This window comes from Streptomyces sp. NPDC097617, assembly GCF_044761485.1.
Taxonomy (GTDB): Bacteria; Actinomycetota; Actinomycetes; order Streptomycetales; family Streptomycetaceae; genus Streptomyces.
Genome location: NZ_JBIWCL010000002.1, coordinates 169,729 through 182,541, shown reverse-complemented (window position 1 = coordinate 182,541; position 12,813 = coordinate 169,729). Strand labels below are relative to the sequence as shown.

Sequence of the window (12,813 nt, the reverse complement as noted above, 5' to 3'; positions counted from 1 at the left end):
GCGCAAGCTACCGCCCGCCGGCCGGGGCGCAGGGCGCCGACACGACCCGGGGGCCGGCGCAGAGTTCAGCCAACGCCTCCTCCAACGTGGGCTTACGGGTGTCGAGTTCGAGGATCACGATGCCGTGCTCGGTGGCGAGGGCGCCGACGCGCTCCGCCGTCATGCCGGTCACGGCGAGCCGGCCGGGCCCCGACCGTGAGGCCCGCACGACGCTCGCGCCCCCGCCCGTCAGCACGGCGGCCAGTTCGCCGCGGCGCGGTGTGCCCACGACCACCCGGGCCGCGGCGCCGCGCGCCGCGAACTCCGCCGCGGACTGTGCGAGCACCCTGCGGCCCCGGTCCAGGACGATGATCCGGTCGGCGGTCTGCGCCGTCTGTGCCGCGCGGTCGCCCGTGATCACGACCGTACGGCCCTGGGCCGCAAGCGAGCGCAACAGGCGGCGCGCCCAGCGCACCCCCTCGGCGTCCAGCCCGGCCAGCGGCTCGTCGAGGAGCAGCACGGGCGGATCCCCGAGCAGCGCCACCGCGATCCGCAGCCGCTGCCGCATGGCGGGGGAGTACGTCGCCACGCGCCGCCGCGGCTCCCGCGACAGGCCCGTCTCCGCCAGCACCTCGGCCACCCGCCCGGCCCCGATGCCGTGTGCGCGGGCCAGCGCCCCCAGCCATGCCCCGGCCGTCCGTCGGCCGGGCAGTTCGGCGGGGTCGGGCAGGGACCCGATCTGGTGGGGGCTGCGCGGTCGGCCGCGCAGTGGGACGCCGCCCACGGCGACCGTGCCCGCGGAGGGAGAGTCCAGCCCCAGGATCAGGCGGAGCGTGCTGGTCTTGCCGGCCCCGGCGGCGCCGAGGAGCGCGGTGACGGCGCCGGGCCGGGCCGTGAGGCAGAGCCGGTCCACAGCGGTCCTGTCGCCGTGCGTCTTGGTGAGTTCCTTGACCTCGATCACACGGCCCACCCTGTCGGCACGTCCGGCCCGCGCACATCGGGCCGTCGGCGCAATCGGTGGGGACGCTTCGGCCCGGGGGCGTAAGCCCGGGGGCCGATGCCGGGCCCCGGTGCCGCTGATTACGGTCACGCCATGAACACACCACGGACGGACAGCGGGAACACCGGCAGTACGAGCACCAGTACGAGCACCAGTACGAGCACCAGCACCAGCACCAGCACCAGCACCAGCACCAGCACCAGCACCAGCACCAGCACCGGCGCCGGCGCCGGCGCCGGCGCCGGCGCAACTACCAGTACCAATACCAGCAGCGCAGATCGTATGGAGGCCGCGCAGAACGTGCGGAGTTCGGCGCCGCGGGCCGCCCTCGTGGCCTGGGGCGGCGCCGTCGTCTACGTCCTCGTCGTGGGCCTGCTGATCGGCGGCGTCCCGTACGCCGCCGGGCCGCTCCTCGGAGCGGTGCTGCTGCTGGCCGTGACCCCGCTCGTTCCGCTGCTGCGGCGCCGGCCCCTGGTGGTACTGGTGCTGACCCTCCTCGGCGCCGTGATCGTCGCCGGATGCAGCCGGGATCACAGCCCGGGCCGCTTCCTCGTCTTCCTCGCCTCGGACCTGGTCCTCGGGTACATCGTCGCCACGCGTCCGCGCAGGGCCGCAGTCGTCGCCCTCGTCACGGTGTTCGTCGTGGAACTCCCGGCCGTCGGGCTGCTGTCGGTCGGACCGTACGACCTGATGAGTACGGGCCTGATCGCACTCCTGTCCCTGGGCGCCGTCCATATGACGGGCCTGCGGTTCCGCGAGCGCCGGGAGCACACGGCAGAACTGCGCACGAAGCAGGTGTCCGAGGCCGTCACCGCCGAACGGCTGCGCATCGCACGAGAGTTGCACGACATGGTCGCCCACAGTGTCGGCGTCATCGCCATCCAGGCCGGAGTCGGCAGCCGGGTCATCGACACCCAGCCGGCGGAGGCCCGCGCCGCCCTGCGGGCCATCGAGGCCACCAGCCGCGAGACGCTGTCGGGGCTGCGCCGCACTCTGGTGGCGCTGCGCCAGGCGCAACCGGACGGCCCCGAGGGGCAGGAACGCGAGCAGGCCCCGCTCGGACCCGCCCCGGGACTCGCCGACCTCGACGGGCTGGTGGCCACCACCGCGGACGCCGGTGTGCTGGTCGACGTACGGTGGGAGGGGCGGCGGAGCCAACTGCCGCCCGAGATCGACCTGTCGGCGTACCGCATCGTGCAGGAGGCGCTGACCAACGTGGTCCGCCACGCGGGCACCGGGCACTGCCGGGTCACCATCGGCTACGGGGAACAGGAGCTGACCGTGGAGGTCGTCGACGACGGGCGCGGCATGCCCGGCGGCAGCGGAAGTACGGGATTCGGCATCACGGGGATGCGTGAGCGGGTCAGCCTGCTGCACGGCCGCTTCAGCGCCGGCCCTCGCGGCGGCGGCGGCTTCCGGGTCGAGGCGGCGCTGCCGCTGCCGGTCACCGCGGGATTCCCGGACGGGCAGCGATGACCGACGCTCCCGCGCGGACCGTCCGCGTCCTGCTCGTGGACGACCAGCCGCTGGTCAGGTCCGGCCTGCGGGTCCTCATGGCCGACACCGACGACCTGGAGGCGGTCGGCGAGGCCGGGACCGGCGGGGACGGGGTCCGCCTCGCCGCCGAACTCCGCCCCGACGTGGTGGTGATGGACATCCGGATGCCGGGGATGGACGGGATCGAGGCCACCCGGCGGATCACGGCGCAGACCGACGCCGTCAAGGTGCTCGTGCTGACCACCTTCGACGAGGACGATCATGTGTACGGGGCGCTGCGCGCCGGCGCGAGCGGATTCGCCGTGAAGGACATGGCCGTGGAGGAGATCCTCGCAGCGATTCGGGTGATCGCCGCGGGGGACGCCCTGATCGCGCCGGGAGTCACCCGCAGGCTGATCGCGGACTTCGTCCGGGGGCCGGGGCCCGCGACGCCCCGGGACCGGGCGCCGCAGACCTCTACGGGTGTCACCGAGCGCGAGCGGGAGGTCCTGACCCTGGTGGGGCGGGGTCGTTCGAACAGCGAGATAGCCGAGGAGCTGTTCATCTCGGCGGCCACGGCCAAATCGCACGTATCGCGTCTGTTCACCAAGCTCGGCGCCCGGGACCGGGTACAACTCGTCATCACCGCCTACGAGATGGGGCTGGTCTCACCGCCCCGCTGAGGTCCCGTACAGCGCGGGCGGCCGGGCGATCGGGCGATCGGGTGCCGAGGCCGCGGGGTGCCGAATCGGTTCCTCAGGCGGTCACGGTCTCCGGGCGGCTCTCGTCCCGGCGCCCGAGGGAAGCGGTGGAACGCGAGGAGAACAGCCCGTCCACGGCGAGAGCGCCGGGGCCGGTGAACACCAGCAGGAGGAAGGCCCAGCAGAACATCGCCGAGGCCTCGCCACCATTCTGCAGGGGCCACAGCGCACCGGGCTGGTGCACGGTGAAGTACGCGTACGCCATCGAGCCGGAGGCGACGAAGGCGGCCGCCCGCGTGCCGAGACCCAGCAGGATCAGGGCGCCGGCGACGAGCTGAATGGCGGCGGCGTACCACCCGGGCCAGGTGCCGGTCGCGACGGTGCCGCCACCGTGCGCACCGCCGAGGACGCCGAAGAGGGAGGCGGCCCCGTGCGAGGCGAAGAGCAGTCCGGTGACGATCCGGAACAGGCCGACGGCGTAGGGCTGGGCATGGGCGAGTCGTGCGTTCATGGGGGGAGGCTCCTTCGGTCGGGGACGGATCCCGAAGTCGTGCCGATGCCCTCGAGCGAGGGCGAGCCATAGGTTAGGTAGGCCTAACCGGGCTGACAAGTGCGACTTCCGGCCACCCACCGAGGGGCCCGACGCTACTGCGCGCCCGCACGGCCGCGCCGGTGGCGCGCGCGGAATTCCCCTCCCCGGCGGCAGTGGGCGGCGTACGCGCGACAGGGCGAAGGGTCGGAGACCGGCCGGTCCACTCCCCTGTGACGGACCGGCAGATCCGCGTCCGAGTGCGCGCCCGAGCCCGAGCCCGAGTCCGAGCCCGAGTCCGGGGCAGGGGCAGGGGCAGGGGCAGGGGCCGTGTCCGAGTCCGTGTCCGAGGCCGCGCCCGAGCCCGGGGCCGCGCCCGGTTCGCGTCCGATCCCAAGCCAGGGCCCAGCACCGGCCCGAACCCGCGTGTGCATCACGCGCAGGTGTCCCCTGATCCTGCGTGCAGGGGATGGGTCGCCCGGCCGTGTGTTTCGCGCGCCGGTCGGCCCTGTCCGCTGGCGGCCCGGGGGCCGCTGGGGTCCGCTGGAGGCGTGAGCATCCTCCCCGGACGTGACTGGTGGACCGGACTCCCGCCCGCGGCGGGGGCCGCCGTCATGGCCGCCGGCATCATCTCCGTGGGCCTGCACCTGACCGGGTATGCGGTGGTGTCGCTGGCCGCGCTGGTCGTCTCCGGGGTGCTCTGGCTCGTGCTCGCCGCCGACTTCACCTCCCGGCTGCTGAGCGACCGCGGGCGCTTCCGGGCCGAGGCCGACACACCGGCCGCGCTGACGGCCGTCGCCGCCACCACGGTCATCGGGGCCCGGCTCTCGCAGCAGGGCTGGCAGACGGTGGCCGCCGCACTGCTCGCGCTGGCCGCGCTGCTGTGGCCCGGCCTGCTGCTCAACGTCGTACGGCACTGGCGGCGGCGCATGCCGGGGGCGGCCTTCCTCGGCTGCGTGGCCACCCAGGGGCTCTCCGTCCTCGCCGCGTCCCTCGCCGCCGCCGACCAGCAGGACTGGCTGGCCTGGGCGGCGCTCGTCACTTTCTGCCTCGGGCTGCTGCTGTACGTGGCGGCCCTCTTCCGCTTCGACCTGCGCGAGGTGGTGGGCGGGGCGGGCGACCACTGGGTGGCGGGCGGCGCCCTGTCCATCTCCGCTCTGGCCGGATCCAGGCTCACGGCGTCACCCGTTTGGACCGGTTCGGTGCACAGCACCCTGCGTACCGTCACCCTGGCCTTGCTCGCCCTGTCCCTCGTCTGGTACGTCGTCCTCCTCGGCGCCGAACTGCGCCACCCCCGGCCGCGCTACGACATCCGGCGCTGGGCCACCGTCTTCCCGCTCGGCATGACGGCCACCGCCTGCCTCTCGGTGGCGGACCCGGCCGGGATCCCCTGGCTGCGCCCGCTGGGCGAGGTGCTGCTCTGGATCGCCGTGGGCGCCTGGCTGCTGACCTGCGTCGCGCTGCTCGCCTCGCACCTCACCGCCGGACGCGGCGCCAAGGCGCCGGGCCGCTGACCCCGCCCGTGCCCGGCGCGCGCTGCGCCGTGTGGCGAGGGCGCCCGCGCCTCGCCTCGGCCGACCCGCACACGCTCGCCGACTGGTGGGCCGACGCCCTCGGCCGGGAGGTGGAGCCGAGTGACGAACCGTTCATCCGCGGCCTGATCGAGGCGGGCCACGCGACCGAGGCCGACACCAAGGCCCACCGCGCCACCCTCGTCCGGAGATCGGGCGCCGGGATCCGCCACCGGGACGCCGACCCCGAGGGCAACGAGCTCTGCCTATCGCACTGATCCGGGGTGCGGAGCGGTGCGGTCGAAGCCGTGGCAGGGCCACGACGAGTTGTGGTCGGAGCACGCTGCGCCGAGGAGAACGTAAACGCGTCGACAGCGCCCCTCGGCACCCGGCAGAGTGGCCGTCCGTGACGAGCAGCGAACTGTGGACCCGTGCGACCGCCGACCGCTACGACACCGAGGAGACCGAGACGTCCTCGGCTGCCGTTCTCGGACCGACTCTCGCCTTCCTCGCCGAGCTCGCCGGAGACGGCCGGGCACTGGAGTTCGCCATCGGAACCGGACGAGTGGGCGTCCCGCTCCGGGAACGCGGCGTGCGGGTGGCGGGCATCGAACTGTCCGAGCACATGGCAGCGGTGTTGCGGCGCAAGATCGACGAGATCACGCTCCCGGTGACCATCGGGGACATGGCCACCACCGTCGTCCCCGGCGAGTTCGCCCTTGTCTATCTCGTCTACAACACCATCACGAACCTGCTCACGCAGGACGAGCAGGTCGAGTGCTTCCGCAACGCCGCACGTCATCTGGAGCCCGGCGGCCGATTCGTCATCGAGCTGGGCGTGCCGCCGCTGCGGTTGCTGCCGCCCGGCCGGATCGCGGTGCCGTTCGACGTCTCCGAGCAGCATCTCGGCATCGACACCTTCGACCTGGTCGAACAGATTCTCGTCTCGCACCACTTCACCCGCGACGGCGACGACGGCCGCTACCGCCGCGACAACTCCCGGCATCGGTACGCCTGGCCGGCAGAGCTCGACCTGATGGCACGGATCGCTGGGCTCGAGCGGGAACGCCGCGTCGCGGACTGGGACGGGGCTCCGTTCACCCAGGACTCCGCGAAGCACATCTCCGTGTGGCGCAAGCCGACCTGAGGTCGGCGTCAACGTAAGCCGTGCCTGTCTTGACACTCCTGTCGGGAGCCCAGGCGCCGCAGGCCCCGGGGGTGTCACGCTGCGCGGGGCGCCTCTAGTGTTGATCCATGATCACGATGCCGTCACGGGTTGAACTGAGCCCGCTCACCCTCGCCGACGAGGACGAATTCTGTGCGCTCGTGCGCGCGAGCGCCGAACTGCACCAGCTGTGGGCGCAGCTGCCCGCGACCGCGGAGGACTTCCGGGTCTGGATGCGCCGCTTCGACGACGGCGCCAACCTGGGCTTCCTGATCCGTGTCCGCGAGACCGGCGCGGCCGCCGGCATGGTCAATATCAACTCGATCATCCGGGGCCGCTACCAGGGCGCGTCCCTGGGATACGCGGCATTCGCCCCGTCCGCCGGGCACGGGTACATGACCGAGGGGATCGCCGCCATCCTGCAGCACGCCTTCACCGACCTGCGGCTCCACCGGTTGGAGGCCAACATCCAGCCGGCGAACGAGGCGTCCCTCGCCCTGGTCCGGCGGCTGGGCTTCCGCTTCGAAGGGGTTTCGCCCGACTACCTCTACATCGACGGGGAGTGGCGCGACCACGAACGCTGGGCCGTCACCGCACCGACCCCCTGGACCCCCGATCCGTCCCTTCCCCCTCGGTAGCGCGACGCCGCCGGGGTACGTCGTGCCCGACGCGCGCATCTCCGGCGCGGAGCGCGGTCGCCCCGACGATCGGCCCGGGCCGATCCACCGGCATCGCCCGGACACCCCCTAGGCTGCCCTGCGTGAACGTCATCCTCTTCGGCGCGACCGGCATGCTCGGCCGGGGCGTCCTGCGTGAGTGCCTGCGCGACGAATCGGTCGAGAGCGTCCTCGCCGTCGGCCGCACCCCGCTCGGAATCAGCCACCCCAAACTGCGCGAGTGCGTCCAGGAGGATCCGGCCGACCTGGCCGCCGCCGGGGTCGACCCGGCCGCGTACGACGCGTGCTTCTTCTGCCTCGGGGTGTCCTCCGTCGGCATGAAGGAGGAGGCGTACCGGCGCGTCACTTACGACCTGACGCTCGCCGTGGCCCGGCCCCTGGCCGCCGCCAACCCCGGCATGACCTTCGTCTACGTGTCCGGCGAGGGCACGGACAGCACCGAGCGGGGCCGTTCCATGTGGGCCCGCGTCAAGGGCAAAACGGAGAACGACCTGCTCGAACTCCCCTTCCGGGCGTACATGTTCCGTCCCGGCATCGTCCAGCCGGTGCGCGGCGTGCCCTCCAAGGCCCGGCTCTCACGGATGTTCTACGCGGTCCTCGGCCCGCTGGTCCCGCTCGTGCGGCGCGTCGCACCGAACCTCGTCATCACCTCAGAGGCCTTCGGGCGCGCGATGATCGCCGTCGCGACCCCCGGCACGGAGGTCCCCGGCCACATCCTGCGGCCCGTCGACATCAACCGCCTGGGCGGGCCGCGGACCAGGCATAATTGACTACCGGGCACACCCTCCCGCGCGCGAGAATGAGCCATCTCAAACCGGGAGGACCCCATGAGCCAGGAGACCCTGACTCTGCATGACCTGCTGCCTGCCCAGGCGCTGGTGGACGCGATCGACGCCGGGTACGTGACCCGCAAGTCGCACCCCGAACTGCCGCTGTCCATCTACACCTACACGCGGACGGCCCAGTACGAACGCGTCTGGGACGAGGTCACCACGCGCTGCCGCGGACTCGTCGCCGACGACACCACCGGCGCGATCGTCGCGCTGCCGCTGCCGAAGTTCTTCAACGTCGGCGAGCACGAGTCGGGTCAGCCGTACGCCCCCGCCCTCCCGGACGAGCCCTTCGAGGTGTACGACAAGGTCGACGGCAGCCTCGCCGTCGTCTTCCACTACGCGGGCCGCTGGCGGGTCGCGTCCAAGGGGTCCTTCATCAGCGCCCAGGCGACCTGGGCCCAGCGCCGGCTCGACGGCCGGGACACCGCGGCCCTGCGCCCCGGCACCACCTACCTCGCCGAGATCCTGTACCCGCAGAACCGCATCGTCGTCGACTACGGCGAGCGCCGGGACCTCGTCCTCCTCGCGGCCTTCGGCCAGGACGGCACGGAGGTCCCGCTCGCCGAGGCCGCGCCGCACTGGGAGGGGATCGGCTCCGTTGTCACGGTGTGGCCCGCCATGCCCATCGACGAGCTGATCGCGCTGACCGAGTCCAACACCCTGCCTGGCGGCGCCACCGCGACCGGCACCCAGGCGGAGGGCTTCGTACTGCGGTTCGCCTCCGGCGTGCGCGCGAAGGCGAAGCTGTCCGAATACGTACGCCTGCACCGGGTGCTCACCAAGGTCACCGAGCGGGACATCTGGCGTGCCCACGGCATCCAGCGGTTCGCCGACCTGCCCGCCAAGCAGCTCGCCCAGGGCGTCGGTTCCACGGTCGCCGAGATCGAGGCCTCGGGCGGCAAGCCGCTCGACGCGCTGCTGGACCAGGTGCCGGACGAGTTCGACACGTGGGTGCGCGAGGTGATCGACCGGATCGAGGGCGAGGCCGCACTGCGCGAGCGTGCCATCGACGAGGCGTACGCGGGCCTCGCGCACCTGGCCACCGACCGGGGGGCCTTCGCCCGCGCCGTGAAGGAACTGCCCGACCGGGAGGTGCGGGCCGCGATGTTCCTGCGCCTGGACGGCCGGAGCACGGAACTGGCCGTCTGGCGGAACGTGCGGCCGGAGACGTCCGACCCCTTCACGAACGACGAGGAGAACTGAACCGTGTCCGAAGAGACACTCACGAACACGTCCACGACAACGGGCGCGGACGCGGACGTGAAGGCGGACGTGAACGCTGCCGCCGTGGCCGCCGCCGAGGAGGCCCCGCTGCCCGTCGTCCACGTGATGACGGGCCTGCCGGCCTCCGGCAAGACCACGGCCGCGCGAGCCCTGCAGGCCGAGGCCGGCGGCCGTATGCGCCGCGTCAATCTCGACGACCTGCGCCTGATGCTCGACCTGCCGGACCCCGAGCGCGGCCGCAGCCACGCGCACGAGCAGACGGTACTGACCGTCCAGGACGCGGCGGTCCGCGCGGCGGTCGACGTCGGCTTCGACGTGGTCGTCGACAACACCCACCTGACCAAGCACATCCCCAAGCGGCTCAAGGCGGCCGTCGGCGGTCTCGCGACGTTCGTCGTGCACGACTTCACCGACGTCCCGCTGGAGGAGTGCCTTCGCCGGGACGCCGCCCGCGAGCGCCAGGTCGGCGAGGAGATCATCCGCATCCTGGCCGAGAAGCACCAGAAGGCGCGCAAGGGCGGCTGGCGGCTGACGGCGGAGTGGATGAACGGCGGGGCGAGCGGGGTGGCCGCGCCGCCCGTCACCCAGTACGTGCCCGACCCTGCGCTGCCGGCGGCGGTCATGTGCGACATCGACGGCACGCTCGCCCTGACCGGCGACCGTGGCCCGTACGACTTCTCGCGCTGCGAGATCGACCTGCTCAACGAGTCGGTACGGCACGCACTCGATGCCTTCCGGCGCGCCGACGGCGACACGATCGTGCTGCTGTCGGGCCGCGGCGAGGAGCACCGCCCGCAGACCGAGGCCTGGCTGCGGCGCCACGAGGTGCCGTACGACGAGCTGTGGATGCGTGCGCGGGGCGACACGCGCCGCGACGACGTGGTCAAGGCGGAACTCTTCGACACGCATGTGCGCCACCGGTACGCGGTCCGGATCTCGCTCGACGACCGGGACCGGGTGGTCGCGATCTGGCGCCGGATGGGCCTGCCCACCTGGCAGGTCAACTACGGCGCTTTCTGAGGGGCCGGCGCCGTGCCGAACGTGCTGATCGTGGACGCCGCGAACGTCGTCGGCTCGGTGCCGGACGGCTGGTGGCGGGACCGGCGGGGCGCAGCCGTCAGGCTGCGTGACCTGCTCGCCGGCCGGGCCGGGGACGAGGAGGTCATCCTCGTCGTAGAAGGGGCCGCCCGGGGTGTGGAGTCCGTTCCCGGCGTACGGGTGGACCCGGCGCCGGGGAGCGGCGACGACCGGATCGTGGAGCTGGCCGCCGCCTACGCGGAGCGCGGGTGCGTCGTGGTGACGGCCGACCGCGAACTGCGGGAACGGGTCCGGGCGTACGGCGTGGAGTGCGTGGGCCCGCGTGCCGTACGCCCGGTGGACTGACTGCTCGACTGTTCGACTGCTTGATTCGCTGACCGGAGTCGGGTCAGCGGCAGTACTTCACCTCGGAGAGGTTCTTGACGTAGCGGGCGGAGACCCAGCGCTCCTTGTCGTACGCGACCTTGGGCATGGCGTCCTGGTCCCAGTCGCTGTTCCGCTCGGCCAGGCGGTACCAGAGGCTGTTGCCGTCCACCTTTTCGCCGTGCTTCTTGCAGGAGATCTCGACCCGGCTGTTCGGGTACACGTGGCCGAGGGACTGCGCGCGGGTGCTCGGCCGGCTGCGGACCGTCAGCGGGCCCTTCGACACGACCCGGCCGGTGGCACGCTCGCCGGGGTACACGCCGGGCTGCGCCCCGCCGACGACGATCTCCTGCGGCGGCCGGTTGTCCGCCGGGCCGTCGTCCGCGACGGCGGCGCCCGCTCCGACCAGACCGAGAACCAGGCTTCCGGTGGCGAGAGCGAGGGTGGTTCTGGTGGGCTTCAGCATGAGCCGGCTCCTCTACGAAGACATCCGCCCGGCCGCGACGCGCGGCGCGGGGCGGCAACCAGGCGGTTGCCAGGGACGACTATGACGAGGACAGGGCGTACAGCCCCGGTGGCTCACCGTCCTTTAACCCGATATGACCAATTTGGCCACCGGGAGTACTCCACCAGTGGAGCAGCAGCGCACGGCCGCGCGGCGAGGGCCCCCGGGGGGACAGGGCCAGTGCTGGCCGGTGGGCCGGCACGAGGAAAATCTACGGGCGGACCACCCCCGGCCGCGCCCATCCACAGGTGGAGACCGGCCTACCACTTTCGGTGGCGATGCTCTACAACCTGGGTGGTATGCGAGGGGGCTGACGTGCTGTGCGCGTTGTCGCACTTCCGGCGGCCCGTCCGTGCCCGGCATCCGGGTGTCCATGAGGACGACGACGTCCGGCCGGGTTTCGGCGGCGAGCCGGACCGCCTCCTTGCCGTCGCACACCGCGCCGGCCCTGTCCAGCCGCGCGCAGGCCGTGGTGACGGCACACGAGTTCGGCCTGGCCGCCCGGATGCCCTGATCGCGCGATTCGGGGTGCGGGCGGCGACGGCCCGCGCCAGAGTGGGTGCCATGGGTATCGAAGACTACGGCGGCGGCGCCGGCGCACACGAGAGCGGCGTCCTCGTCGTCACGACCAACGACGTTCCCGGCTACCGCGTCGAGCGGGTGATCGGCGAGGTCTTCGGTCTCACCGTCCGCTCCCGCCACCTGGGCAGCCAGATCGGCGCGGGCCTGAAGTCGATGATCGGCGGCGAGCTGAAGGGTCTCACCAAGACCCTGGTGGAGACCCGGAACCAGGCCATGGACCGCCTCATCGAACAGGCGAAGGCGCGCGGCGGCAACGCCGTTCTGATGATGCGCTTCGACGTCACCGACGCCTCCGACGTCGGCACCGAGGTGTGCGCGTACGGGACGGCCGTGGTCCTCGTCCCCGCCTCCACCTGACCCCCGCCGGACACCTGCGTCCACCGCAGGTCGAGGACGGCGCCGCACCCCGCCGGTACGGTGGTGCCCCGAAGACGAAGGGGCGGGCCCGATGAGTCAACGCAAGTCGGCGGCAGAGGTGTTCGACGAGATGGGTGAGCGTTACGAGGAGGTGTTCGGGCGGGTTCCGGGCCAACTGGCCGCCCTGGACTGGCTCACCGCCCGACTTCCCGCCGGGGCGCGGGTATTGGACGTGGGCAGTGGCACCGGAAGGCCCACCGCGGAGACGCTGGTCAGGTCCGGCTGTGCCGTCACCGGCATCGACGTCTCGGCGGCGATGGTCGAACTGGCCCGCGCCAGGGTCCCGCAGGCCCGCTTCGAGCAGGCCGACGTACGCACCTACACGCCCGAGCGGGCCGGGTTCGACGCGGTCTGCTCCTTCTTCCCGCTCCTGGTGATGGACCAGCCGGAGGTCGCCGGGGCGCTGGACCGCATGGCGTCCTGGGTCGCCCCGGGCGGCTACTTCGTGATGGCCACGGTGCCGGGGGACATCCGGGGGCTGGACATCGAGTGGATGGGCCACGAGGTCACCGTCAGCAGCCTTTCCACGGCAGACCACCTGGCCCGGCTCGCCGACCGGGGCCTGGAGGTGCTGCACCACCACACCGCGCACTTCCAGCCCGCCGACGACCGGGCGGGCCCCGAGGAGCACCTCTTCTGCTACGCCCGCCGGAGCGCCTGACCGGCCGCGCCGGCCGAGCGGGCGGGGCCGAAGCACGCCGGATTCCCGTAGCGGATCCGGGGCCCGACCGCCTGCGGACGGCGATTCGCGGGGCCGGGTGCCTCAAGGGGACGCGGGTGCCCGGCCGGTACGGGGCGTCCGCGCGCCCGCTC

At 72.9% G+C, this 12,813-nt stretch carries 17 protein-coding genes; 13 read left to right on the top strand and 4 right to left on the bottom strand.

Going from position 1 to position 12,813, the window contains the following annotated elements:
- Positions 1-7 precede the first annotated feature (7 nt).
- Together ACIQZO_RS04115 and ACIQZO_RS04110 are read right to left on the bottom strand one after the other, a co-directional pair.
- A complete protein-coding gene (locus tag ACIQZO_RS04115; RefSeq protein WP_403619755.1) occupies positions 8-940 on the bottom strand; it encodes an ABC transporter ATP-binding protein in 933 nt (310 codons plus the stop codon).
- Between the two features lie 125 nt (positions 941-1,065).
- On the bottom strand, positions 1,066-1,242 hold the full coding sequence (locus ACIQZO_RS04110; RefSeq protein ID WP_403619752.1) for a hypothetical protein: 177 nt from the start codon (positions 1,240-1,242) through the stop codon (positions 1,066-1,068).
- 19 nt (positions 1,243-1,261) lie between these two features.
- On the opposite strand from ACIQZO_RS04110, the gene ACIQZO_RS04105 reads away from it, so the two are divergent.
- Together ACIQZO_RS04105 and ACIQZO_RS04100 are read left to right on the top strand one after the other, a co-directional pair.
- Positions 1,262-2,455 carry a sensor histidine kinase gene (locus ACIQZO_RS04105; protein ID WP_403619749.1) on the top strand — a complete coding sequence of 398 codons (1,194 nt, stop codon included), beginning with the start codon at positions 1,262-1,264 and terminating at the stop codon, positions 2,453-2,455.
- Positions 2,452-3,138 (top strand): response regulator, encoded by a 687-nt coding sequence (locus tag ACIQZO_RS04100; protein ID WP_403619746.1) that lies wholly within the window; start codon positions 2,452-2,454, stop codon positions 3,136-3,138. Before ACIQZO_RS04105 ends, ACIQZO_RS04100 begins: the two co-directional genes overlap by 4 nt.
- Positions 3,139-3,211: 73 nt before the next feature.
- Here ACIQZO_RS04100 and ACIQZO_RS04095 read toward each other — a convergent pair whose 3' ends face one another.
- Positions 3,212-3,667 (bottom strand): DoxX family protein, encoded by a 456-nt coding sequence (locus tag ACIQZO_RS04095; protein WP_403619743.1) that lies wholly within the window; start codon positions 3,665-3,667, stop codon positions 3,212-3,214.
- A 569-nt stretch (positions 3,668-4,236) separates the two neighbouring features.
- Between ACIQZO_RS04095 and ACIQZO_RS04090 the strand changes: the two genes are divergently transcribed.
- From ACIQZO_RS04090 to ACIQZO_RS04055, 8 genes are all read left to right on the top strand, one after another.
- Positions 4,237-5,199 (top strand): tellurite resistance/C4-dicarboxylate transporter family protein, encoded by a 963-nt coding sequence (locus tag ACIQZO_RS04090; protein WP_403619740.1) that lies wholly within the window; start codon positions 4,237-4,239, stop codon positions 5,197-5,199.
- Positions 5,200-5,207: 8 nt separating this feature from the next.
- Positions 5,208-5,474, top strand: coding sequence for a hypothetical protein (locus tag ACIQZO_RS04085; protein WP_403619737.1), 267 nt, complete (start codon positions 5,208-5,210; stop codon positions 5,472-5,474).
- Positions 5,475-5,602: 128 nt separating this feature from the next.
- Positions 5,603-6,343 (top strand): class I SAM-dependent DNA methyltransferase, encoded by a 741-nt coding sequence (locus ACIQZO_RS04080; RefSeq protein WP_403619734.1) that lies wholly within the window; start codon positions 5,603-5,605, stop codon positions 6,341-6,343.
- Between the two features lie 107 nt (positions 6,344-6,450).
- Positions 6,451-6,999, top strand: a complete 549-nt coding sequence (locus tag ACIQZO_RS04075) for a GNAT family N-acetyltransferase (RefSeq protein ID WP_403619731.1) — start codon at positions 6,451-6,453, stop codon at positions 6,997-6,999.
- A 122-nt stretch (positions 7,000-7,121) separates the two neighbouring features.
- Positions 7,122-7,808 (top strand): epimerase, encoded by a 687-nt coding sequence (locus ACIQZO_RS04070; protein WP_403619728.1) that lies wholly within the window; start codon positions 7,122-7,124, stop codon positions 7,806-7,808.
- Between the two features lie 57 nt (positions 7,809-7,865).
- Positions 7,866-9,074 (top strand): RNA ligase, encoded by a 1,209-nt coding sequence (locus ACIQZO_RS04065; RefSeq protein WP_403619725.1) that lies wholly within the window; start codon positions 7,866-7,868, stop codon positions 9,072-9,074.
- A gap of 3 nt (positions 9,075-9,077) precedes the next feature.
- On the top strand, positions 9,078-10,115 hold the full coding sequence (locus ACIQZO_RS04060) for an AAA family ATPase (RefSeq protein ID WP_403619722.1): 1,038 nt from the start codon (positions 9,078-9,080) through the stop codon (positions 10,113-10,115).
- Between the two features lie 12 nt (positions 10,116-10,127).
- Positions 10,128-10,478: an NTP pyrophosphohydrolase gene (locus tag ACIQZO_RS04055; RefSeq protein WP_403619718.1), complete on the top strand. Its 351-nt coding sequence runs from the start codon at positions 10,128-10,130 to the stop codon at positions 10,476-10,478.
- A 43-nt stretch (positions 10,479-10,521) separates the two neighbouring features.
- On the opposite strand, the gene ACIQZO_RS04050 is transcribed toward ACIQZO_RS04055, so the two are convergent.
- On the bottom strand, positions 10,522-10,962 hold the full coding sequence (locus ACIQZO_RS04050) for an SH3 domain-containing protein (RefSeq protein WP_403619716.1): 441 nt from the start codon (positions 10,960-10,962) through the stop codon (positions 10,522-10,524).
- Between the two features lie 412 nt (positions 10,963-11,374).
- Here ACIQZO_RS04050 and ACIQZO_RS04045 point away from each other — a divergent pair, with 412 nt between their 5' ends.
- The 3 genes from ACIQZO_RS04045 (at position 11,375) to ACIQZO_RS04035 (ending at position 12,661) form a co-directional block, all read left to right on the top strand.
- Positions 11,375-11,515 (top strand): hypothetical protein, encoded by a 141-nt coding sequence (locus tag ACIQZO_RS04045; protein WP_403619713.1) that lies wholly within the window; start codon positions 11,375-11,377, stop codon positions 11,513-11,515.
- 50 nt (positions 11,516-11,565) lie between these two features.
- Positions 11,566-11,940, top strand: coding sequence for a YbjQ family protein (locus ACIQZO_RS04040; protein WP_398675108.1), 375 nt, complete (start codon positions 11,566-11,568; stop codon positions 11,938-11,940).
- A gap of 91 nt (positions 11,941-12,031) precedes the next feature.
- On the top strand, positions 12,032-12,661 hold the full coding sequence (locus ACIQZO_RS04035; protein ID WP_403619710.1) for a class I SAM-dependent methyltransferase: 630 nt from the start codon (positions 12,032-12,034) through the stop codon (positions 12,659-12,661).
- Positions 12,662-12,813: the final 152 nt, after the last annotated feature.